The sequence below is a fragment of the Luteirhabdus pelagi genome (assembly GCF_016827595.1).
GTDB classification, from domain to species: Bacteria; Bacteroidota; Bacteroidia; order Flavobacteriales; family Flavobacteriaceae; genus Luteirhabdus; species Luteirhabdus pelagi.
In genome coordinates this window covers 195,563-217,582 of the sequence record NZ_JAECMS010000001.1, presented here as the reverse complement: position 1 = coordinate 217,582, position 22,020 = coordinate 195,563, and the positions used below count along the sequence as shown (strand labels likewise).

The 22,020-nt window shown below is 42.3% G+C and carries 21 protein-coding genes; 17 read left to right on the top strand and 4 right to left on the bottom strand.

Features of this window, described 5'->3' with window-relative positions; genetic code table 11:
- On the bottom strand, positions 1–1,395 hold the full coding sequence (locus I4Q58_RS01005) for a S41 family peptidase (protein ID WP_203292837.1): 1,395 nt from the start codon (positions 1,393–1,395) through the stop codon (positions 1–3).
- Between the two features lie 160 nt (positions 1,396–1,555).
- Here I4Q58_RS01005 and I4Q58_RS01000 point away from each other — a divergent pair, with 160 nt between their 5' ends.
- From I4Q58_RS01000 to I4Q58_RS00985, 4 genes are read left to right on the top strand one after another with little or no spacing between them, the layout of a single operon-like run.
- The gene (locus tag I4Q58_RS01000) at positions 1,556–2,062 is read left to right on the top strand and encodes an RNA polymerase sigma factor (protein ID WP_203292835.1); all 507 of its coding nucleotides are present in this window, start codon (positions 1,556–1,558) and stop codon (positions 2,060–2,062) included.
- The gene (locus tag I4Q58_RS00995; protein WP_203292833.1) at positions 2,049–2,489 is read left to right on the top strand and encodes an anti-sigma factor; all 441 of its coding nucleotides are present in this window, start codon (positions 2,049–2,051) and stop codon (positions 2,487–2,489) included. The genes I4Q58_RS01000 and I4Q58_RS00995 overlap by 14 nt, the downstream gene beginning before the upstream one ends.
- A gap of 23 nt (positions 2,490–2,512) precedes the next feature.
- Complete coding sequence (locus tag I4Q58_RS00990) at positions 2,513–3,046, top strand: DUF4252 domain-containing protein (RefSeq protein ID WP_203292831.1); 534 nt, start codon at positions 2,513–2,515, stop codon at positions 3,044–3,046.
- Position 3,047: 1 nt separating this feature from the next.
- A complete protein-coding gene (locus I4Q58_RS00985; RefSeq protein WP_203292830.1) occupies positions 3,048–3,632 on the top strand; it encodes a DUF4252 domain-containing protein in 585 nt (194 codons plus the stop codon).
- A gap of 46 nt (positions 3,633–3,678) precedes the next feature.
- Here the strand turns inward: I4Q58_RS00985 and purB are convergent, their stop codons facing one another.
- The 3 genes from purB to I4Q58_RS00970 form a co-directional block, all read right to left on the bottom strand.
- Positions 3,679–5,022 (bottom strand): adenylosuccinate lyase, encoded by a 1,344-nt coding sequence (gene purB / locus I4Q58_RS00980; RefSeq protein ID WP_203292827.1) that lies wholly within the window; start codon positions 5,020–5,022, stop codon positions 3,679–3,681.
- Between the two features lie 79 nt (positions 5,023–5,101).
- The gene (locus I4Q58_RS00975; protein WP_203292825.1) at positions 5,102–5,668 is read right to left on the bottom strand and encodes an adenylosuccinate lyase; all 567 of its coding nucleotides are present in this window, start codon (positions 5,666–5,668) and stop codon (positions 5,102–5,104) included.
- A 2-nt stretch (positions 5,669–5,670) separates the two neighbouring features.
- The gene (locus I4Q58_RS00970; RefSeq protein ID WP_203292823.1) at positions 5,671–6,345 is read right to left on the bottom strand and encodes an SIR2 family NAD-dependent protein deacylase; all 675 of its coding nucleotides are present in this window, start codon (positions 6,343–6,345) and stop codon (positions 5,671–5,673) included.
- Between the two features lie 43 nt (positions 6,346–6,388).
- On the opposite strand from I4Q58_RS00970, the gene I4Q58_RS00965 reads away from it, so the two are divergent.
- The 13 genes from I4Q58_RS00965 to I4Q58_RS00905 all read left to right on the top strand — a co-directional run bounded on the left by I4Q58_RS00965 (position 6,389) and on the right by I4Q58_RS00905 (position 21,992).
- A complete protein-coding gene (locus I4Q58_RS00965) occupies positions 6,389–7,048 on the top strand; it encodes a TrmH family RNA methyltransferase (protein ID WP_203292821.1) in 660 nt (219 codons plus the stop codon).
- 44 nt (positions 7,049–7,092) lie between these two features.
- Positions 7,093–7,623, top strand: a complete 531-nt coding sequence (locus I4Q58_RS00960) for an SRPBCC family protein (RefSeq protein WP_203292819.1) — start codon at positions 7,093–7,095, stop codon at positions 7,621–7,623.
- Between the two features lie 20 nt (positions 7,624–7,643).
- Positions 7,644–8,021 (top strand): VOC family protein, encoded by a 378-nt coding sequence (locus I4Q58_RS00955; RefSeq protein ID WP_203292817.1) that lies wholly within the window; start codon positions 7,644–7,646, stop codon positions 8,019–8,021.
- A gap of 39 nt (positions 8,022–8,060) precedes the next feature.
- Positions 8,061–8,660 carry a non-canonical purine NTP diphosphatase gene (locus tag I4Q58_RS00950; RefSeq protein ID WP_203292815.1) on the top strand — a complete coding sequence of 200 codons (600 nt, stop codon included), beginning with the start codon at positions 8,061–8,063 and terminating at the stop codon, positions 8,658–8,660.
- Between the two features lie 662 nt (positions 8,661–9,322).
- Entirely contained in the window at positions 9,323–11,110 is a 1,788-nt protein-coding gene (locus tag I4Q58_RS00945) for a DEAD/DEAH box helicase (RefSeq protein ID WP_203292813.1), read from the top strand.
- Positions 11,111–11,209: 99 nt separating this feature from the next.
- On the top strand, positions 11,210–11,980 hold the full coding sequence (locus tag I4Q58_RS00940; RefSeq protein ID WP_394369322.1) for a carboxypeptidase-like regulatory domain-containing protein: 771 nt from the start codon (positions 11,210–11,212) through the stop codon (positions 11,978–11,980).
- 67 nt (positions 11,981–12,047) lie between these two features.
- Positions 12,048–13,412, top strand: coding sequence for an aldehyde dehydrogenase (locus tag I4Q58_RS00935; RefSeq protein ID WP_203292809.1), 1,365 nt, complete (start codon positions 12,048–12,050; stop codon positions 13,410–13,412).
- Positions 13,413–13,574: 162 nt separating this feature from the next.
- Positions 13,575–14,087: a hypothetical protein gene (locus tag I4Q58_RS00930; RefSeq protein ID WP_203292807.1), complete on the top strand. Its 513-nt coding sequence runs from the start codon at positions 13,575–13,577 to the stop codon at positions 14,085–14,087.
- A 93-nt stretch (positions 14,088–14,180) separates the two neighbouring features.
- The gene (locus I4Q58_RS00925; RefSeq protein WP_203292805.1) at positions 14,181–15,722 is read left to right on the top strand and encodes a YifB family Mg chelatase-like AAA ATPase; all 1,542 of its coding nucleotides are present in this window, start codon (positions 14,181–14,183) and stop codon (positions 15,720–15,722) included.
- A gap of 132 nt (positions 15,723–15,854) precedes the next feature.
- Positions 15,855–18,728: a M16 family metallopeptidase gene (locus I4Q58_RS00920; RefSeq protein WP_236002788.1), complete on the top strand. Its 2,874-nt coding sequence runs from the start codon at positions 15,855–15,857 to the stop codon at positions 18,726–18,728.
- 126 nt (positions 18,729–18,854) lie between these two features.
- A complete protein-coding gene (locus I4Q58_RS00915) occupies positions 18,855–19,544 on the top strand; it encodes an MBL fold metallo-hydrolase (RefSeq protein WP_203292803.1) in 690 nt (229 codons plus the stop codon).
- A 93-nt stretch (positions 19,545–19,637) separates the two neighbouring features.
- The gene (locus I4Q58_RS00910) at positions 19,638–20,762 is read left to right on the top strand and encodes a DUF2891 domain-containing protein (protein WP_203292801.1); all 1,125 of its coding nucleotides are present in this window, start codon (positions 19,638–19,640) and stop codon (positions 20,760–20,762) included.
- A gap of 9 nt (positions 20,763–20,771) precedes the next feature.
- Complete coding sequence (locus I4Q58_RS00905; RefSeq protein WP_203294296.1) at positions 20,772–21,992, top strand: Nramp family divalent metal transporter; 1,221 nt, start codon at positions 20,772–20,774, stop codon at positions 21,990–21,992.
- The last annotated feature ends 28 nt before the right edge of the window (positions 21,993–22,020 follow it).

The window sequence follows — 22,020 nt, the reverse complement described above, 5'->3', positions numbered from 1 at the left end:
TTATTTCTCTGCCCACATAATTTGATAATCCGGTAGGAGCGATTTTCGGCCTTCAAGTTCAGTTAGGTAGGAAGGTTGTGAAATCGATGGCCTTCTACCGGTAATTATTCCTAATGCGGCTTCCAACAAAGGCTCATTCGGACTACCCAATGTTCCAAGGTTGGTATAGTCCTCACCTATGCCAAAATCGGGCTCTAGGCCATCGTCATAGTCGGTATTACCCACACTATTTGCCGTTTTAAATACCAAAGGAAGCATGGCGTAGGTATGGCCAGGATTTGCTTCGCTACGAGAAAAATTAGGCGCTGGTGCATCATATAAAATGAAAGAGGCCTGATACTTACCTCGTGTATTGGTGCCCACTTGAGTTACATTGATATAAGGGTTCAGACCATTTATGACCAGTTCACTTGCAGATGCAGTATTGCGTGTGGCTAGAACATATAGGTTCATTAACTGAAGACTATTGATAGCTTCCTCATTGCTAATCGACGAATCGAAAACCCCTGGTTCGGCATATTGCTGTTGTCTATCGGCATTCCATTCCTCCGTATACAGAATATCTCCATTAAATTGTCCCGTAATCATACTACAAAGGTCAACCGCTGTTTCAACCGCTCCACCGCCATTATATCGCAGGTCGAGAACCAACTCATTTACACCTTCTGCCTGGAATTGGGCAAAAGCAGCATTTAGTTCACTGTCGAAATCGCGGGTAAAGGAATTGTACATCAAATAGCCGACTTTTATTCCATCCACGGTTAAGGTTTCAGCTATGAAGACAGGATTCTCGGTATACTGCTGTTTTGTTAGCGCTATAGTTTCGCCGGTAGGCGTTAGGGTATTGCCATCGTAGTCGGCCAATCCAATAGTATAGCTATCGCGTGAAAGCAATTCAACTCTATTATTCACGGTTAGCTGTTCGCCATCTACTGTGGTAAAGATCATTCCCCGCATCACGTTCTTGGCTTCTGCATCTGTATTGGGTAGTACGTATCGAACATACCCAAACAAATTAGTGTCGCTGTTGGGCTCGAAAACAAGTCCGAACTCCATTCCGTTACTTAGGGAAATACCATTCAGGGAGTTTTCCAATTCAATATAGTCCGGTACCAGGATGCTGAATCGATCCTGATCCGATTTCAAATAGTCGAATAGGGATTCTGGTGTTTCGAAAGAATTTAAAAAATCATTTTTTTCAGTTTCATTCGAAAAAGCATCATTCGCCAGTTCTGGGGTATCGCTTTTATAGAGGTAGAAGAAATTGAGCCCGCGATATATAAAATCCTGAATATCTTGCGTTGACGCGGAAGCTATGGTATCGTCGTTGTCTTCAAAACATGATGTGAAGAGTGTACTAACAACGAGAAGGAGTAAAACGAGTTTCTTTTTCAAAATACTGTGGAATTAAGCTATTAAGGGTAATCTATGCGTAAAACTACCAATTTATTTCTTTATTGTAATACTTGCCTTGAAATTGCGATGTAACAAATAGGCATGTGGTTCGTCGTAATTGTAGAAGCGACCTTAAAAGGTTTCTGAAACAACCACCAAAATGACACAAAGCGAATTTTTAAAAACGGTAATGCCCTATAAGGATAAGCTGTTTCGGCTTGCGAAAAGAATTCTTGTGTCCCGTGATGAGGCAGAAGATGCTGTTCAGGAAGTGTATTTGAAATTATGGAAAGGAAAACAAAAAATCTCAAAATACGACAACCCAGAGGCATTTGCGGTCACGATGACTAAGAATTATTGTTTGGATCGACTTCGCTCGAAGCAGGCAGGAAACCTAAAGATCGTACACTCAAATTATGAGCATAGCGATAATGTGGAACGAAAAGTAGAAGCACGCGATGGAGTAAATATGGTTTTCGAGATTATGGAAACCTTACCGGAAACACAGCGAATTGTACTGCAGTTACGAGATGTAGAGCAGTATGAGTTTGCCGAAATCGCCAAAATGTTGGATAGTAATGAAACCGCTATACGCGTAAATCTTTCCAGAGCACGTAAGACCGTTCGGGAAGCGTTAAAAAAACAATACAACTATGGAATCAAATAAAATTGAAATGTTGTTGGATGCCTACTTCGAAGGCACTACAACCATACAAGAGGAACAGCAGCTTCGAGAGTATTTCTCGAACGGAACCGTAGCACCGCATTTGGAAAGTTACGCTCCTATGTTCCAAGCGTTCGAGCAAGCACGTCAAGAGCGTTCGCAAAAAGAAATTGAATTGCCCAAACCGTTGATTGCGCAACGACGGTGGTGGCTTAGCATCGCAGCCTCGGCTGTTATCGCTATCGGAGTCGCAGGATATGTCTTCACAAATACTAATCAAGGTCTCACGCAAGAAGAGCAAGAAGCCTTGGCAGCTTTTGAAAAAACAAAGGCAGCCCTTCAGCAAATCTCGATGAACTTTAATGAAGGTGCGGAAGAGCTTACCTACATCGACGAATTCAATACCACGACAAAGAAAATTTTAAAATAACCCTTACTTAAACACTTATAAAAATGAAAAAGTTAGCAATCATAGCAATCGTTGGGCTACTGTCCTTCACAGGGATCTCTCAAAACGCCTTCGACCGATTCGAGGATCAGGACGATGTGACTTCCTTCGTAGCCACCAAAAATATGTTCAAGCTATTAAGCAAAATGGATTTCGATTCCGACGATCCCGAGGTGAAGGAATATCTTTCCCTAATCAATAGCTTAGAAAACATAAAGATTTTCACTACCGATAATCCTTCCGTAGCCGCTGAAATGGATCTGGCCGTAAAGGATTATGTTTCCCAAAACTCCAAGCTCTCCGAATTGATGCGAGTGAAGGATGACGGCAAGAATGTGAAGTTTTATTCGAGAGAAGGGAAAAACGATAATTTTGTAAGTGAACTGCTTATGCACCTAACAGGCGAATTGGAAGGAAAAACCCAAACCGTTATTATGAGCATCACAGGAAATATAGACCTGAAAAAGGTATCGCAGCTTACAAAAGATCTCGATGTGCCGGGAAGTGACCAATTAAAGAATATCGATAAAAAGAATTAATATGACACTTATCCGACTACTAATTCCACTAACTGCAAGCCTTTTAGCCTTGTTTTCCTGTAGCGACCAACAATCGCTGCAGGAATACCTGGTTGAAAAGCAAGACGACAATGCCTTTCTAAAAGTAGATATTGCCACAAGCTTGCTAGAATCCGAAAACAGCAACTTTTCACCAGAGGAACGAGCCGTACTGGAAACGGTCCACAAAATTAATGTAGTGGCCTTCCCGATTAAGGATGATTCCACCGGAACCGATTACTCAGCCGAACGCGATAAGCTGAAGGAAATTCTAAAAGGAGAAGAGTATAAAACACTTCTGAAAATGGGCTCCAATAAGCGTGGTGCAACCCTTAAATATGTAGGGGAAGAAGATGCAATCGATGAATTGATCGTGTTCGCCAGCGACAATGAACGAGGGTTTGCCGTTTTCCGACTAATAGGCGATAATATGGAACCCGATAAAATGATCCAATTGATGCGTTCCATCGATAAAGGAGATGTAGACGTCTCCTCACTAAAGAGCGTAGGAAACATGCTGGAACTAGGAGATAAGCGGCAAGAGATAAGCCTTCCAGCGGAAGATTAATATAACCTTAAATAGTTTAGAAAGCCTTTCTTCGGAGAGGCTTTTTTTATATCCCAGTATAATTGGCAGGCGTAATCGCTCGCATTTCCTTCTTCACTTCCTCCGATACCTCCAAGGTTTCTATAAAATCAGCAATCGAAGTCTGATTGATAGCTTCGTTCGTTCTCGTCAACCCTTTTAAGGTTTCGTAAGGATTGGGATAATTCTCCCGTCGCAAAATGGTTTGAATGGCTTCCGCTACTACGGCCCAATTGTTCTCAAGATCTTGCTCAAACTTCGATCTGTTCAATAACAATTTGTTCAAGCCTTTTAAGGTGCTTTGCAATCCGATAAGGGTATGACCAATCGGCACGCCGATGTTTCGTAATACCGTACTGTCGGTAAGATCGCGCTGTAAGCGACTAATGGGTAACTTGCCCGATAGGTGTTCGAAAATAGCATTTGCAATACCTAAATTTCCTTCGCTGTTCTCAAAATCGATAGGGTTCACTTTATGCGGCATGGCACTTGAACCCACTTCCCCTTTTTTGATTTTTTGCTTGAAATAATCCATCGATACATAGGTCCATATATCACGATCCAAATCAATCAGGATAGTATTGATGCGTTTCAAACAATCGAACAAGGCCGCCATATGGTCGTAGTGCTCAATTTGAGTCGTAGGGAAGGAGTGGTGAAGTCCCAACTTCTCCTGAACAAACTTGGTTCCAAATGCTTTCCAATCAATATCGGGATACGCCACTTTATGCGCGTTGAAGTTTCCGGTAGCGCCACCAAATTTCGCAGCACTTTTAATATTGTTTAATAAGTCGAATTGCTCATCAATTCTATTGACAAATACCGAAATCTCCTTTCCTAATCGTGTGGGAGAAGCCGGCTGTCCGTGTGTTCGCGCCAGCATCGGAACCTCGGCCCAGTCGGTTGCCAATTCCGCTAATTTCTCTTTCACTTCCAAAAGATTCGGAACGTACACCGAATTCATCGCCTCTTTCAACGATAACGGAATCGCCGTATTGTTGATGTCTTGCGACGTGAGCCCAAAATGAATAAATTCCTTATACTCCTGAAGCCCGAGCGCATCAAACTTGCCTTTGATGAAATATTCAACTGCCTTCACGTCGTGGTTGGTCACTTTTTCGGTATCCTTCACCGTCTGCGCGTCTTCAATAGAGAAATCTTTATAAAGGCTGCGTAGGTCTTCAAAAAGGCTTTTATCAAAATCCTTCAACTGAGGTAATGGCTGCTCTACCAAGGCGATAAAATATTCAACTTCAACCTGAATTCGGTACTTAATTAAGGCTTCCTCCGAGAAATAAGGTACCAAGGATACGGTTTTGGAGGCATATCGTCCGTCGATGGGAGAAATGGCTTGAAGGGCGTGGGTCGACATAATAAAGGGTTTTGGTCGCTATTGCAAATTGAAAACCGCAAAGATAGTGATTTTAAGAGGTATAATTGATATGCAACACTTAGCTTTTCGACAAGCTTTTCAGGATCTTTTTACCCCTCGATTTATAGCCCGCACTTCCAGTAGGCAGGTTTTGTTGAAGAATGTTTTTTAACTCAGGGTGAACCCAATCTATTTCGGCGCCTAGATACTGCAAACAGGTCATAGCCCTTACTTGACAGGCAACTTTTTGGTCACTGATCAACCAATCAAAACAGCATTCTGTCATTTTTTGCTTGTGTGAAGGCGTGAAGCACTTCTGAATAGAAGTTTCTTTCTTTTTGTAATACTGCAGTACGATCATTTCACAAATATGAGCCATCGGTCGAAGCGATTGATCGGTAGTAAGGGTGTGAAGGTGTTCGAAGAAGTAATCGAAATGCGGATAGAGCAGATCCAACTTTTCCTTACAAACAAATTCCAATACCCAAGTGGCTTTATACGCTCTTTCGTCATCGTCATCGTAGCAATATTCTAACAACTCCCCAAAGGTTTCAGGATTTGCGAGTACCCATTTCGCGGCTCCAAGTCGGTTCTCGCGATAGGCTTTTGCATAGCTAATCTGATGAAGTAGTTCGCTGTTGGCCATTTTTACTTTAGTTGTTCGACCACTTTTGGAACGCCTGTGGAAGCGTTTTCAGCAAACACTTTTATTCGCTGTGAAGGATAAATGGAAGGGTTCGGATCTACAAAATAGATCGGGGCATGCGGTGGTGCAAACTCTTTTAAACCTGCAGCCGGATATACCTGCATCGAGGTTCCCACAATGACTAAGGCTTCACAACTGGCCACTTCTTGCATGGCGACTTCCATCATAGGCACCATTTCACCAAACCAAACAATATGCGGACGAAGTTGCTGATTATGCTCGCAGAAATCGCCAATGTTCAAATCGTCTTCCCAATCAAAAATGAGGTCTTCATCAAAGGTACTACGCACCTTCTTCAATTCCCCATGAAGATGGATCACTTTTGAACTTCCTGCCCGTTCATGAAGGTCATCAACATTTTGGGTAATGACTACCACTTCGTGCTCCTGCTCCAAATCGGCAATTGCATGATGCGCCGGATTGGGGTCGACCTCCTTCAATTGTTTTCTTCGTTTATTATAGAAGTCGAGTACTAGTTCTGGATTTTTAGCAAAACCCTGGGGAGAAGCAACTTCCATAATATCATGGTTTTCCCATAAACCATTACTATCGCGAAAGGTCTTTATTCCGCTTTCGGCACTTACGCCTGCACCTGTTAGGACTGCAATTTTCATCAAATGCTTTTTTTATATCTTCGTCATCTAAAAATACCCATTTCCTTTGGATCAGCAACTTTTTCAATACTTACAAACCTATTTGACCGACCGTAGAAAAGCACTTTTTCAGGAAGTGTTGAACAAGCGTACCCGTCATTTTACCGTTGCTACCGAGGATGTGTACCAATTACACAACACTAGTGCGGTGATGCGTACCTGCGATGTATTTGGCATTCAGGATTTGCATGTGGTGGAGGAGTTGAAGGGAAAGCGTGTCGATAAGGAAATCGCCATGGGTGCCCAAAAATGGGTCAGTTTGCATCGGTACGACGCTATAGGAAACTGTATGGACCGATTAGAGGAGCAAGGCTATCAGATAATCGCGACGACTCCACATAATGACTCGCAACTGCTTCACGAATTTGATGCAACCAAAAAGAGTGCTTTTTTCTTCGGAAAGGAGAGCGATGGCTTGAGTGATCAGGTAATGCGACGGGCGGACGGTTTTTTGAAGATTCCGATGTATGGCTTCACCGAAAGTTTGAATATTTCCGTTTCGGCTGCTATTATCCTTCAGCATCTGGTTACCAAAATACGACAATTGGATGTCGATTGGCAGCTTTCTTCAGCAGAAAAACAAGCTATAGAAATGGAGTGGATGAAAAAAACCATCAAAAGCTCCGACGCTATCATTCAGCGTTTTAATGAAGAAAAAAAATCGTAACTTCAAAGGTTGGAGCGTTAGCGCTTCATTAAAAACCAACCTAAATGATTTTTTTATACATCTTAATCGGAATTATTGTTCTTCTAATAATACTCTCGCTTGTCGCACCAAAGAAGTTTGATGTGAATCGAAGTATGATTATCAATCGCGATAAAAAAACCGTTTTCGACTATCTAAAATATATCAAGAATCAAGATGAATGGTCGCCTTGGATGAAACGCGATCCCGATATGCATCGTGAATTTGATGGTGAAGACGGAAACGTGGGATTTGTTTCGCGTTGGGATAGTAACCACAAGCAAGTAGGGGCGGGAGAACAGGAAATTAAATTGATACTTCCCAACGAACGTATCGAAAATGAGATACGTTTTTTTAAGCCTTTCAAAAGCGTCAATACAGGCTATTTCGTTCTTCGTGAAGTAGAACCTTCCAAGACGGAGGTCACTTGGGGCTTTCATGGAAAACATAAACCACCGATGAACGTCATGATGCTCTTTATGAGTATGGACAAGATGGTGGGGAAGGATTTTGAAGAAGGCCTTCACGATTTAAAACTGGTAATGGAAAACACATAATCAATTAATTACATACTAATATGGCACAAAACCCTTTTGTTTGGATTGAAATCCCGGTCTCCGATATGGATCGGGCACAAAAATTTTATGAGGACGTCTTTCAATTTGAAATCAAACGCGTCGATTTTGGCGGCTTTCTGATGGGCTGGTTTCCGAGTGGCGATATGAATTCACCTGGAGCTACCGGGACCTTGGTTCAGCAGGAAAGCTATATTCCGAGTCAGGAAGGAACGATGGTGTATTTTCATTCGGCCAATATCAGCGACGAATTGGACAGAGTTGAAGCGGCCGGAGGTAAGATTTATCAACCGAAGACCAAGATTTCCGACGAGCATGGCTATATGGGTGTTTTTATCGATTCGGAAGGAAATAGAGTAGCATTACATGCTACGAACTAAGCGGAAAACGCGTACCTTCGCTAGTTCTAAATCACCGCTATGAAACTCGTTTTTGCAACCCACAATAAGAACAAGCTGAAAGAGGTTAGGGCTTTGATGCCTTCCTATATCGAATTGTTGAGCTTGGAGGACATCGATTGCCATGACGACATTGCTGAAACCGCCGAAACCATTGAAGGGAATGCAGCGATAAAGGCAAATTTTGTCCGTGACCACTATGGCTATAATTGTTTTGCTGACGATACGGGATTAGAGATTACTGCCTTGAACGGCGAGCCAGGCGTTTATAGTGCGCGGTATGCAGGTGAAGAAAGAAGCTCCGAGGCGAATATGAAAAAAGTATTGGAGAAGCTTGCCGATACCGAAGATCGTTCAGCGCGGTTTAAAACGGTATTTGCCTTAACCATTAATGAAGTGGATACGCTTTTTGAAGGCATTTGTGATGGTAAAATTACCGAGGAGCCTAGAGGCGAAGAAGGTTTTGGATACGATCCTATCTTTCAACCGAAAGGTTCTGATAAGACATTCGCAGAAATGACATTAGCTGAAAAGGGCAAAATTGGTCATCGTGGGAAGGCACTTCGGTATTTGGTGGAGTATTTAAAAAATAGTGAACGGTGGGTAGTGAGTAGTGAGTAGTGAGTAGTGAGTAGTGAGTAGTGAGTAGTGAGTAGTGAGTAGTGAGTAGTGAGTAGTGAGCAGTGAGTAGTGAGCAGTGAGTAGCCCGCCCGTACCGAACGGCCGCATGACCTAATTCCTGCCGGTACGTTCGGGCGGGTGAGTAGTGATAGTATAAAATCTTTAAGAACCAAGAACCAAGAACCAAGAACCAAGAACCAAGCACCAAGCACCAAATCTCAAATTCCAAATCTCAAATTCTACCGTCCAACACCCAACTTCCAACTTCCAAACCTTGATGTGGTAGATAGTCTTAAGTCAATAGCCCATAGGCGTTTTTTGACCACTAAGCATTGCGGCTTATTGGATTTTGATGGCTTTGTACATTATTCTTTTTTTTCACTTTTCTCAATTCTCCATTCCGAATTCTCCATTCTCAATTCTGAACTCTGAACTCTGAACTCTGAACTCTGAACTCTGAACTCTGAACTCTGAACTCTGGACTCTCAGCTTTTTTATCTTAAAAATATAACCCTCGCTATCATATCTATAATCGAAAATAAAACAGTATCTTTGCCGCCTTGAAAAAATCCCCAGGGTGGGGACTAAGGTGTTGAAAATGAAGCCTAGGTTTAAAACGTCGCATGCTTCCCAACAACACCAATTACATTTTAAACCATTTTATGGCATCATTTAAAGAATTAGGCCTGGATGAAAAAATCCTTCAGGCAGTAACCGATATGGGCTTTGAAACCCCTTCGGAAGTACAGGAAAAAACTATTCCTATTTTATTGGACCGTGAAACCGATATCGTTTCACTTGCTCAAACCGGAACCGGGAAAACCGCAGCTTTTGGGTTTCCCATGCTTCAAAAAATTAATGTCGACAGTCGTACAACGCAAGGACTTATCCTTTCTCCAACCCGCGAATTGTGTCTTCAGATTACAAATGAACTAATCAATTACGGAAAGCATTACAAAGGCTTAAACGTAACAGCCATCTATGGTGGCGCTAGTATTAGCGAACAATCACGACAAATTAAAAAAGGTGCTCAGATCGTAGTAGCAACCCCGGGCCGGATGAAGGACATGATCGGCCGTGGCATGGTCGATATTTCAAAAGTGGAATATTGCGTATTAGATGAGGCCGATGAAATGTTGAACATGGGCTTCTACGAAGATATTACCGAAATCCTTTCGCATACACCTAAAGACAAGAGCACTTGGTTATTTAGTGCTACCATGCCGAAAGAGGTTTCGAAGATTGCAAAGAAATTCATGAATGCACCGGTCGAAATTACGATCGGTTCCAAAAACGTTGGGAGCGAAAATGTTTCGCACGAATACTATCTTGTAAACGCTCGTGATCGTTATTTAGCATTGAAGCGGTTGGCGGATGCCAATCCAGATATTTTCTCTGTGGTATTCTGTAGAACCAAGCGCGATACCCAAAAGGTTGCAGAAAAATTGATTGAGGATGGCTACAATGCTGCCGCCATTCACGGTGACCTAAGTCAGAACCAACGCGATTTGGTGATGAAATCGTTCCGTACACGTCAGATTCAAATGTTGGTTGCCACCGATGTGGCCGCGCGTGGAATTGACGTAGACGATATTACGCACGTTATCAACTATCAATTACCAGATGAAATTGAAACCTACACCCACCGAAGCGGACGAACCGGTCGCGCAGGAAAGTCAGGGGTTTCTATGGTAATTGTATCGAAGAGTGAGCGCCGTAAGATTTCGCAGATTGAAAAAATAATTCAAAAGAAGTTCGAGCAAAAAGAAATTCCTGGTGGAATGGAAATTTGCGAGATTCAGCTCTTTCACCTTGCGAATAGTATCAAGGATACTAAGGTGAATCATGAGATCGATCCGTATCTTCCGAATATAAATGAAGTATTGGAAGACTTTACCAAGGAAGAACTGATTAAAAAGGTGTTTTCGGTAGAATTTACGCGATTCTTCAACTATTATAAAAACGAAAAGGACCTAAATGCCGTTGCTGCTTCTTCAGCAGGTCAGGATTCAGGTAAGAGCTATAGCGACGATAAGGTTCGGTACTTTATCAATATTGGAAGCCGCGACGATTTCAACTGGCAGAGTCTGAAGGATTTCCTTCGCGACTTACTTGGATTGGGTCAGGACGATGTCTTTCATGTAGATGTACACGATAGTTTCTCTTTCTTCAACACCGATGCAAAGCATACGGAGCTGGTTATGGGGATCTTTAGCGATTTCGTCTTGGATGGTCGCAAGATTTCTGTTGAACTTTCCAAGGAAGGTCGCCGTAAAGGTGGCGGTGGAAAAGGCAGAGGAAGAGGTAATAAGAAAGGACACCGAAAAGGAGGAAACCGTGGTGGTGGCGGTGGTCGCGATGGCGGAAAACCATCCTTTAAGGGAAAAAGCCGACGCAAGGATTCGAAACCGAAAGGAAAAGGAACGAGCGGCCGTAGAAGAAGACGTTAAGCTGTTTTGATAGCCCACTTTTTGGCTGTATCTTTTCGGAGGAAATGAAACTTTGGCACGAAGTTCTCGTCTCTTTATGTAATTTAGCACCTTACTATGATGAAAACCTACCTACTTACGTCACTCTTGCTTGTGTTCACAGTTTTTTCTTGGGCACAGGAGGATGATACTATTATTCAAGGGAAGGTGCTGAACAGTGCTAACGATAAGGCATTGGAAAATGTGAATATCGTAAACCTCAATGAAGTTATTGGGACCACTACCGATGCGGAAGGCGATTTCGAGATTCGTGCAAAGGTTAACGATACCTTATACTTTAGCTATTTAGGTTTCAAATCGATTCGGGTTCGGGTAACGAACGACTGGATCAAGTTTGGAAATATTAAGGTGAAAATGACAGAGCTTGGGATTGCCTTAGAAGAAGTGGTGGTACGACCCGTACAGTTGACCGGTTATGTTGAAGTGGATGCAAAAATAATTCCCGTATACGACAATTATCGCTATCGAATTGCGGGCTTAAATTCAGGCTATGAGGGGGGTAGCAAGAAGCCAGGCGCTGTGACAAAAGTGCTAAGCGCTATCTTCAATCCTGCCGATTTCCTTTATAATGTCTTCGGAAAACGTCCGAAACAGATGCGTAAGCTACGGAAAATGAAGGAAGATGATGAAATCCGGAATCTCCTTGCCAGTAAATATGATCGTGAAACGCTCATGGCGGTTTTGCAATTGGAAAAGGTTGACATAGATGAAATTCTTAACAACTGTAACTATTCCGAAACCTTCATCCGTACGGCCAACGACCTTCAAATACTCGATGCTATCAGTGAATGCTACGAGGAATATAAGGCCATAAACAGAAGCAAGGGCTAAGTTTACTGTTTTCTTAACAACCTAACTTTTCTAAAAGCGTTACTTTTCAACTGAAAAGAAGCTACTCATGCAAGATTTGTTTCAAGCACAACGTTCGTTTTTCAATGCTGGAAAAACGCGTCCTATATCCTTTCGCATTCAAAAATTGAAAGAATTGAAAGCGCTCCTTCAAGAGAATGAGACGGTTTTATATGAAGAAATCTATAAAGACTTCAAAAAATCGGAATTCGAAACCTATACCAACGAACTGGTACTATTATATCACGAAATAAAGATTGCGATTAATAATCTGAAGTCGTGGGCACAACGGAAATCGGTATCTACGGGTCTGGTAAATCTTCCCGGAAAAAGCTACATCATTTCTGAACCTTTAGGAGTTTCGTTGGTTATAGGCGCTTGGAATTATCCCTATCAGTTATCTTTGGCGCCCTTGGTGCCGGCCATTGCTGCTGGAAATACTATTATCCTGAAGCCTAGTGAGCTTCCGAAACATACCAGTGCTATCATGGCAAAATTGATCAATAATCATTTCGATCCTGGATTTTTAAAGGTAGTAGAAGGAGGCGTACCCGAAACCACAGAGTTGTTAAAACTTGATTTCGATAAGATCTTTTTTACGGGTAGTCCCAAGGTGGGAACCATCGTGTATGAAGCAGCCGCTAAAAACCTAACGCCTGTAACATTGGAACTTGGTGGAAAAAGCCCCACTTTTATCAGTGCCGATTGCGATTTGAAATTAACGGTAAAACGGTTGGTCTGGGCAAAATTCCTGAATGCGGGTCAGACCTGTATTGCGCCAGATTACGTTATGGTGGATGAAAAGATTCACGATGATTTTGTTGAAAAATGTATTGCTGAAATCAACAAAGTAAGCTATTCTATTGAGAATGGGAACTACGTTCAAATTATAAATAAGGATAATGTGGATCGACTTCAAAAAATGATCGATTATGAAAAGGTTGTCTATGGTGGTACGGTTGAAAGGGAGGAGCGCTTCATTGAACCGACGCTTATGACCGGTTGTTCGTTCACTGATACAGTTATGCAAGAGGAAATCTTCGGACCTATTCTTCCTATATTGAAGTATTCGTCGCTTTCAGAAGCTATCGAAAAGGTTATACAACTTCCCAAACCACTTTCCTGTTACGTTTTCACCAAAAACAAGAGCGTACGAAATGAAATTCTCTCTAAGGTTTCCTTTGGCGGTGGGGCTGTGAACGATGCGGTCATGCACATTTCGAACAGCGAACTTCCGTTTGGTGGAGTAGGACAAAGCGGCATGGGAAATTATCATGGTGAAGCTGGATTTAAGGCATTTTCCCATTATAAAAGCATTCTCCAAAAAACGAATTGGTTTGAACTTCCATTGAAATATCCTCCCTACACCAAATCGAAATTAAAGTGGATTAAACGATTATTTTCCCTTCAATAGGAAATTGGCCTTATATTTGGGGTTGTTCAACTGTATTCATGTACTATATTTTTTCTTAATATTGTATTGAAATATTGAACCAAATTTCTAAGGTAAGGATATCTCCTTACTATCTATCCCCACAATTGAACAGCGCACTACGTTGCGATAAAAATGATACACATGAAGAATATTGGAATATTCTGTCTTTTTATGATGTTCTCTTTTGGCCTGATGGGGCAAAATCTTTCAGTAGAACAAATGTTAAGTTTAAGCAAGAAGGACCTAGGTCTTGTAGAGGATTACTTAAGCGGTAAAAATTGGTTCTTTTACACTGGAAGCGATGAAACTGAAGAAAACTATGGTAATGTAAAGTTTGTCCACGATCGTCCCAATTACAAAGTCGGCGATCCTGCCATTTTCTACATCACATACTATTTCTCTGAAGCTGAAAGAGCCCAAGGGGTTATGATGCGCTTCCGATCGGAAGAGGCCTTTAACAATTATATCAACCAAATGCGCGAGTTGGATTTCGACCTGAAGGAATCGAGCACCGACGATGGGGACATCCTAAAAATATACTCCAATGGACGCTATATTATTGAAGTCACGGTCCCACCAAACTTCGACGGTGGTAAAAGTTATGCCTTCACCTTCGCTACCAAGAAGAGCTACCGAAGGATGCATAAAGATTAAGCACAACAGCCAAGCCGTTTGCTTGGCTTTTTTATACTACATCAGATTATTTAGTATCTTGTATTGGCAACTCCCAGCATAAATTTCTTTTTTATGCTCACTAAAGTATATGGGAGTGCAGTGGTAGGGGTCGAAGCTGCTACAATTACCGTCGAGGTAAACACCGATAAAGGCATTGGCTATCATCTCGTCGGACTTCCCGATAATGCTATTCGCGAAAGTAATTTTCGAATTGCTGCCGCTCTTCAGAATAACGGTTTCAAAATTCCAGGTAAAAAAATAATTCTGAATATGTCGCCAGCCGATATGCGAAAAGAGGGAAGTGCCTACGACCTTACGTTGGCTATGGGAATTTTGGTTTCCACGGGCCAAATTCTCGAAAACCAATCGCTATCCGAGTATATAATTATGGGTGAATTGTCTTTGGATGGCACTCTTCAACCCATTAGAGGTGCTTTACCTATCGCTATTAAAGCGAAGGAGGAGGGCTTTAAAGGCCTTATCCTTCCCGAGCAAAATGCTAAGGAAGCTGCTATTGTGGAAGGTTTAGTGGTCTATGGTGTGAAATCGATTGCTGAGGTTATTGACTTCTTTAACGAATCGAAACCATTGGAAGCTACTTCGGTAGATATGAAAGCGGAGTTTTACGAACATCTTGCTGCGCCTGAATTTGACTTCAGCGATGTGAAAGGGCAGGAGAGTATCAAACGCTGTATGGAAATTGCTGCTGCGGGAGGTCATAACATTATTCTCATTGGCCCACCGGGAAGTGGAAAGACGATGTTGGCAAAACGACTTCCAAGTATTTTACCGCCCCTGAGCTTATCAGAAGCCTTGGAAACGACAAAAATCCACAGTGTTACGGGACGAACAATGGACAAGGATGGCATTATGACGGCACGGCCATTTCGGTCGCCGCATCATACAATTTCGGATGTAGCCCTCGTAGGAGGAGGCCAGTATCCGCAACCGGGCGAAATTTCACTAGCACACAATGGCGTCTTGTTTTTAGATGAACTTCCCGAGTTCAAAAGGAGTGTGTTGGAAGTAATGCGACAGCCACTGGAAGATCGAGAGGTAACCATATCCAGAGCAAAATTTACAGTGACCTATCCTTCTAGCTTTATGCTGGTGGCAAGTATGAATCCGAGTCCGGGTGGTTATTTCAACGAGCCTGGAGCCCCGGTTACTTCAAGTCCATCCGAAATGCAACGCTATCTAGGCAAGATTTCGGGTCCTTTGCTTGACAGAATCGACATTCATATTGAAGTGACTCCCGTTCCCTTCGACAAACTAAGCGACGAGAGGAAAGGAGAATCTAGTATCGAAATACGGGAAAGAGTAACGAAAGCGAGACTACTACAATCCGAACGGTTTACGGCCTATAGACACATTCATTACAATGCCCAAATGGGCGTAAAGCAAATTCGAAGATTTTGCAAATTGGATAATGGTTCGCAAGAACTCTTAAAAACGGTCATGGAACGCTTGAACCTTTCGGCAAGAGCCTACGATAGAATCTTGAAAGTGGCCCGGACAATCGCCGATTTGGATAACCAATCAACGATCTCAGGAACCCATATTTCAGAGGCCATTCAATATAGAAGTTTAGACCGAGATGGGTGGCTTGGATAATGTATGCGGAATTGTAGCGTTTAATTGAAAAGGAACACTAATTATTAATGGTGCGTCAATTCAATTTAACATTTTGTTAAGATTTTGACCATGTCCAGCCGTTATCTTTGAAATTCAATTAAATCAACTACAATGAAAATCAAATCAATTCTTGCCCTTTCGGCAGTGATGGCGTTGGTCGTATCCATGACCTTCACCTCCTGTAAGGAAGGCGAAACAGCTACATCTGAAAGTGATGAAGCAACGTTATCAATCGATTACGAAAAGTATGAACTGGAAAACGGCTTAGATGTCGTACTACATCAGGACAAAAGCGATCCCATTGTTTCTGTAGCCATTCAGTATGGCGTAGGATCCAACCGAGAAAAGGAGGGTCGCACAGGGTTTGCGCACCTTTTTGAGCATATGTTGTTCCAAGAGTCGGAAAACGTACCACAGGATCAGTTTTTTAAAACGATTCAAAATGCGGGGGGAACCCTAAACGGTGGTACCTGGAAAGATGGTACTATTTATTATGAAGTAGTTCCCAAAAATGCATTAGAAACAGTACTTTGGTTAGAAAGCGACCGAATGGGGTTCTTTATCAATACCGTTACCGAAAGTGCTTTCTACAACCAACAGGAAGTGGTACAGAACGAAAAGCGACAGCGCGTAGACAACCGTCCGTATGGTCATACCAGCTACGTATTGGATAAAAACCTATATCCATCCGATCACCCCTACAGTTGGCAGGTAATTGGAGAGTTGGAAGACCTTCAAAATGCTACGGTTCAGGATGTACACGAATTTTACGATCGTTTCTACGGTCCGAACAATGCAACCTTAGTATTGGCAGGAGATTTTGAAAAAGAAGATGCAAAAGCATTGGTTGAAAAATACTTCGGTGAAATCAAAAAACGTCAGGAAGTGGCACCTTTGGAACCACAGCGCGTAACTTTAGATGAAACCAAGCGTTTGTACCATGAAGACAACTTTGCCAAAGCACCGCGTTTGGATATGGTTTGGCCTACGGTCGAACAGTATACCGAAGATGCGTATGCATTGGATATCCTTTCCGAAATTCTTTCCGATGGAAAAAAAGCACCTCTCTACAAAGTATTAGTAAAGGAAAAAGACCTAACCTCCCGTACACGTGCCTACCACAATGGTCAGGAGTTGGCTGGAGAATTCCACATTAGCATTACTGCCAACGATGGAGTAGACTTGGATAGTGTTGAAACCGGAATCCGGGAAGCCTTCGCCATGTTCGAAAGAGAAGGTGTTACCGATCGAGACATGAAGCGCATCAAAGCTGGTCTTGAAACCGATTTTTACAATGGCATCAGTAGTGTTCTTGGAAAGTCATTTCAGTTAGCACAGTATAATGTATTTGCTGGAGAACCTAGCTTTATTGAAGAAGACATCGAAAATATTAAAAAGGTAACTAAGGAAGATGTGGTTCGTGTGTATAACGAGTACATCAAGGACAAGCCTTTTGTAATGACAAGCTTTGTTCCAAAAGGACAGATGGATCTCATTGCTGAAAATTCTGAAAAGGCTAACGTAGTCGAAGAGGAAATCACTGAAAACGTCGAGCGTACCGTAGAAGATGCCAATACTGAAGTAGCGAAAACACCATCAAAAATAGATCGCAGTACCGCACCAGAACAGGGCCCAGTTCCAGATTTGAGTATACCTACCACTTGGTCGGCTACCTTAGACAATGGTATGGAAGTGTATGGAATTGAGCAAAATGAAATTCCAACCGTAAACTTCAGCTTGGTTATCGAAGGCGGTCACTTAATGGACAGCAAGGATAAAAATGGAGTTGCCAACCTTATGACCGATATTATGATGGAAGGTACGGCCAACAAAACACCACAACAACTAGAAGAGGAAATCGAATTGTTAGGAGCTTCCATTAATATGTATACCACCAATAGCTCTATTGTTATCCGAGGAAATACCTTAGCGCGTAACTTCGATGAAACCATGGACTTGGTAGAAGAAATTCTTTTAGAACCACGTTGGGATGAAGAGGAATTCGGGCGTATTAAAACGAAAACCATCAACGATATCAAGCGTTCTGAAAGTAACCCGAATGCAGTAGCGAATAAGGTGTACGACAAATTGTTATATGGTGAATACCACATCTATAGCATGCCTACGAGCGGCTCTGTGGAGTCTGTGGAAGGATTGACTATTAATGATGTGAAGGAATTCTATAACAATAATTTCGCACCGAATATCAGTAACTTCCATGTGGTGGGAGCTATCGATAAGGACAAAACCCTTCAGCATTTGAACGGATTGGCAGAGCGTTGGGAAAAGAAAGAGGTAACAATTCCGGAATACCCTATTCCAGAGCAACGAGATAAGGCATCGCTATATTTTGTAGATATTCCGAATGCGAAGCAATCTGTCATCAATATTGGTTATTTGGCAATGCCGCGTACCGATGCCGATTTCTATCCGGCGGAAGTGATGAATTATAAGTTGGGTGGATCATTTAGCGGAAATGTAAACCTAATTCTACGTGAAGAAAAAGGATATACCTATGGTGCACGTAGTGGTTTCAGTGGAAGTAAAATTCCTGGACCGTTCACCGCTTCATCAAGTGTTCGTACGAACACCACAGGCGAGAGTGTTGAAATCTTTAGAGATGAAATTTCAAAATATAAACAAGGCATCTCGGAAGAAGACTTAGAATTCACCAAAAATGCAATGATCAAGAGTAACGCTCGTCGTTTCGAAACGCAATTCTCTTTATTGGGAATGCTTCAGGAAATGAGCAGCTATGACCTTCCGCAGAACTATATCGAAAATGAAGAGTCTGTTATTCGAGATATGACCTTGGAGCAACACAAAGCCTTGGCCAATAAGTATTTGGATGAAAGCAAAATGGCGTACTTGGTAGTTGGCGATGCCGCAACCCAATTTGCGCAGTTCAAGGATATGGGCTTCGATGAGGTGAAACTGATCGACACCGAAGGTGAAGAAGTAGAATTGGAAGATGTAAAAATGTAATCCGATGTATCTTTGAAAGCAAAAGCCGTCCGTTTGGGACGGCTTTTTTTATGAACCAATTCGAAATGGATTGGTAAGAAGATTATTTGGCTATCTTTAGTGGCCTAACACATCATCCAACCTTTCATGAAGCAATCCAAAAAATTCCTTTTAGCGTTTTCATTATTTTTAATGGCAACGTATAGTGCAGTCTCACAAACGAATGAAATACGGATAACGTTCATAGGAAATTGTGGCCTATACCTAACCGATGGCACTACGAATATATATACCGATTTTCCTTATAAATCGGGAGCGCATAATTATATGGAGTTCGATGAAAGTGAAATGGATAAAATAAAGGAGAACGCAATCTTCATTTTTACCCATAAACATTCCGACCATTATTCAGCAAAAAATATGCGAAAGGTCCTTAAGGAAAAGGGAGGCGAAAAGTATGGCGCGTGGAATATTGAAGAACTCGAAGCTTTGGGCACTTCCATACCAGATTTCAAAGTCGAAGCTTTCAAAACTAAGCATAGTTGGTCTATGAACCACTATTCTTATTTAATAACCTGGCATGGTAAGAAAATTTATCTCTCTGGCGATACGGAAAGTGCCGAGACCATTGCAACAGTGGAAGATATCGATTGGGCCTTTGTTCCATATTGGATTATGACCGATGCGAAGGAAAAAGATATTGAACTAGACGCTAAAATGTTTGGGATCTATCACTTGGCCGCTGTTCAGGTTCCCAGTGCGAAAGAAAATTGGGCTGCTATTGAAGATATCCATCCTGTTACGGAGCAAGGTGAAGTAATATCGATAAAGTATTAGAGGCCTATGTGTTTTGAAATGACCAATCTGATTCTTCATATCTTATAGTTCCATTGCGATTTGTGTATAACGTAATTTTAGAATAAAATTTTCATGAAACATATTATCACTTTATTTCTTACTTCAGTACTTCTTTTCGGTTGTAACTCGGAAAGAAAGGAGAATACTCAGGAAGAAACCAAAAAAACACCAACTACTATCAAATCGTATCCAGAACCTGAATTCACATTAGATGAAGCGAATGCCTTACTCGAATTACCGTTAGAGTGTGTCGAAAACGAATATCCAAATAAGTTAGGACAGACTATCGGGAGCGATGAGGATTTACAGTCGCCCGAAACGTTACATCCTATTTTCTATGGCTGTTTCGATTGGCATAGCGCTGTCCATGGCTACTGGTCGATGGTAACGTTGCTAAAACAGTTCCCCAGTATGGAAAAAGCTGAACAGGCAAGAGCTATTTTACAGCGAAATATTACCGAAGAGAAGGTCGCTACCGAACTAGCCTATTTTCAACGTGATATCAACAAAAGCTACGAGCGAACCTACGGTTGGGCCTGGCTGTTGAAGCTTTCGGAAGCACTGTACACATGGGATGATCCGTTGGGGAAAGAACTTTACAATACGCTTCAACCCCTAACCGATGAAATCGTCTCTAAAAATGTTGAATTCCTACCGAAATTGGTCTATCCCATCCGCGTTGGTGAACATACCAATACAGCCTTCGGACTCACCTTTGCCTACGATTATGCGACTACCGTAGGGAATGATGGATTTGAGCAACTATTAGCAGAGAGGGCAACGAAATTCTATCGAGATGATACCGATTGCCCGATAGGCTGGGAACCGAGTGGTTATGATTTTCTTTCGCCCTGTATGGAAGAAATTGATATGATGCGAAGGATTCTTCCAAAAGATGAATTCATGTCCTGGTTGAAGGAATTTATGCCCCAACTCATGGATAAAGACTATATGTTGAAGCCTGGTGAGGTGAGCGATCGTACCGATGGAAAATTGGTACACCTTGACGGTTTAAATTTCAGTCGCGCCTGGGTGTTATACGGATTGGCAAATCAATATGAGGAATTCGAGCATTTGAAGGATGTAGCCAACCGCCACGTGGAGTATTCCTATCCAAATTTGGTGGGCGACAGCTATGAAGGTGGTCATTGGCTCGGAAGCTTCGCCATTTATGCCTTATTGCAACTCGACAACTAAGTTGTTTCCATTTTGAAAAATCTATTTAAAAATATCGGACCCGGAACATTGGTGGCGGCAGCGTTTATCGGACCTGGAACCGTAACCGTCTGTACCTTGGCTGGGGTTCGCTTTGGCTTCACCTTGTTATGGGCCATGGTTCTTTCCATCGTCGCTACCATCGTACTTCAGGAAATGGCGGCACGAATCGGTTTGGTTTACGGCAAGGGACTTGCGGAAGTAGTCAAACATGAAATTCCAAATAGAACCATGCGAGTATTGGCGATATTCCTCATCGTTTCTGCAATCCTTGTCGGAAATGCTGCCTACGAAGCCGGAAATATAAGCGGTGGTATGCTTGGGCTCCAGACCCTTTGGGGTAATGCAACGGTTTCGATGGGTACATTCGAGTTCAATTACCTAAGTGTTTTTATCGGCATCATAGCTTTCACCTTGCTTATTATCGGGAATTATAAAGTGATTGAGCGAAGCCTCGTGGCCTTGGTTTTAATCATGAGCCTTTCTTTCTTGATAACGGCCCTTGCGACGCAACCGGATTGGTCGGCCGTACTTTCCGGACTTTTCATTCCGTCCGTTCCTGCAGAAGGCTGGTTAATGGTCATAGCCTTGGTAGGAACAACGGTAGTACCCTATAATTTGTTTTTGCACGCTTCCCTCGTTCGTGAAAAGTGGGAGGGACCGAAGGATTTAAAGGCAGCTAGAGCAGATTTGTTTTTTTCAATCATTTTGGGCGGAATCGTCTCCATCGCTATCATCGTCTGTGCAGCTGCCATTCAACAGCAGCATATTGAAAATGCCAGCGACATGGCACTGGCCTTAGCGCCAATTTTTGGCGATTTTGCCACGTATTTTTTGGGAATTGGTTTGTTTGCAGCGGGTATAACGTCTGCGATTACGGCACCTTTGGCTGCTGCCTATGTTGCGAAAGGATGTTTTGGTTGGACGGGCAGTTTAAAATCGAATCGGTTTCGGGCCGTTTGGATTTCCATTCTGGTTATTGGAGTTCTATTTTCTTCCATTGGCTTGAAACCTATTGAAATCATTCAATTTGCTCAGGTAGCGAATGCCTTACTATTACCCATCATAGCCATATTTTTGGTTTGGGCGGCCAATCGTAGCACCGTGTTGGGCGATTATGTGAATGGTAAATTTCATAACATCATTGCGGTTGTAATTGTAATTACGGCTCTTTTACTTGGGTTGAAAAGTTTATGGAGCATTTTTGGCTGAAGGTGAAGCATTGTAAAAGTTTTTCTTT

Bases quoted from the DNA above. Each gene is read 5' to 3' on its own strand.
- I4Q58_RS00995 (WP_203292833.1), top strand. From the start codon at position 2,049: ATGGAATCAAATAAAATTGAAATGTTGTTGGATGCCTACTTCGAAGGC.
- I4Q58_RS00960 (WP_203292819.1), top strand. From the start codon at position 7,093: ATGATTTTTTTATACATCTTAATCGGAATTATTGTTCTTCTAATAATA.
- purB (WP_203292827.1), bottom strand. From the start codon at position 5,022: ATGTCGACCCACGCCCTTCAAGCCATTTCTCCCATCGACGGACGATAT.
- I4Q58_RS00955 (WP_203292817.1), top strand. From the start codon at position 7,644: ATGGCACAAAACCCTTTTGTTTGGATTGAAATCCCGGTCTCCGATATG.
- I4Q58_RS00950 (WP_203292815.1), top strand. From the start codon at position 8,061: ATGAAACTCGTTTTTGCAACCCACAATAAGAACAAGCTGAAAGAGGTT.
- I4Q58_RS00910 (WP_203292801.1), top strand. From the start codon at position 19,638: ATGAAACATATTATCACTTTATTTCTTACTTCAGTACTTCTTTTCGGT.
- I4Q58_RS00930 (WP_203292807.1), top strand. From the start codon at position 13,575: ATGAAGAATATTGGAATATTCTGTCTTTTTATGATGTTCTCTTTTGGC.
- I4Q58_RS00975 (WP_203292825.1), bottom strand. From the start codon at position 5,668: ATGGCCAACAGCGAACTACTTCATCAGATTAGCTATGCAAAAGCCTAT.
- I4Q58_RS00915 (WP_203292803.1), top strand. From the start codon at position 18,855: ATGAAGCAATCCAAAAAATTCCTTTTAGCGTTTTCATTATTTTTAATG.
- I4Q58_RS00925 (WP_203292805.1), top strand. From the start codon at position 14,181: ATGCTCACTAAAGTATATGGGAGTGCAGTGGTAGGGGTCGAAGCTGCT.
- I4Q58_RS00940 (WP_394369322.1), top strand. From the start codon at position 11,210: ATGAAAACCTACCTACTTACGTCACTCTTGCTTGTGTTCACAGTTTTT.
- I4Q58_RS01000 (WP_203292835.1), top strand. From the start codon at position 1,556: ATGACACAAAGCGAATTTTTAAAAACGGTAATGCCCTATAAGGATAAG.
- I4Q58_RS00985 (WP_203292830.1), top strand. From the start codon at position 3,048: ATGACACTTATCCGACTACTAATTCCACTAACTGCAAGCCTTTTAGCC.
- I4Q58_RS00990 (WP_203292831.1), top strand. From the start codon at position 2,513: ATGAAAAAGTTAGCAATCATAGCAATCGTTGGGCTACTGTCCTTCACA.
- I4Q58_RS00945 (WP_203292813.1), top strand. From the start codon at position 9,323: ATGGCATCATTTAAAGAATTAGGCCTGGATGAAAAAATCCTTCAGGCA.
- I4Q58_RS00920 (WP_236002788.1), top strand. From the start codon at position 15,855: ATGAAAATCAAATCAATTCTTGCCCTTTCGGCAGTGATGGCGTTGGTC.
- I4Q58_RS00935 (WP_203292809.1), top strand. From the start codon at position 12,048: ATGCAAGATTTGTTTCAAGCACAACGTTCGTTTTTCAATGCTGGAAAA.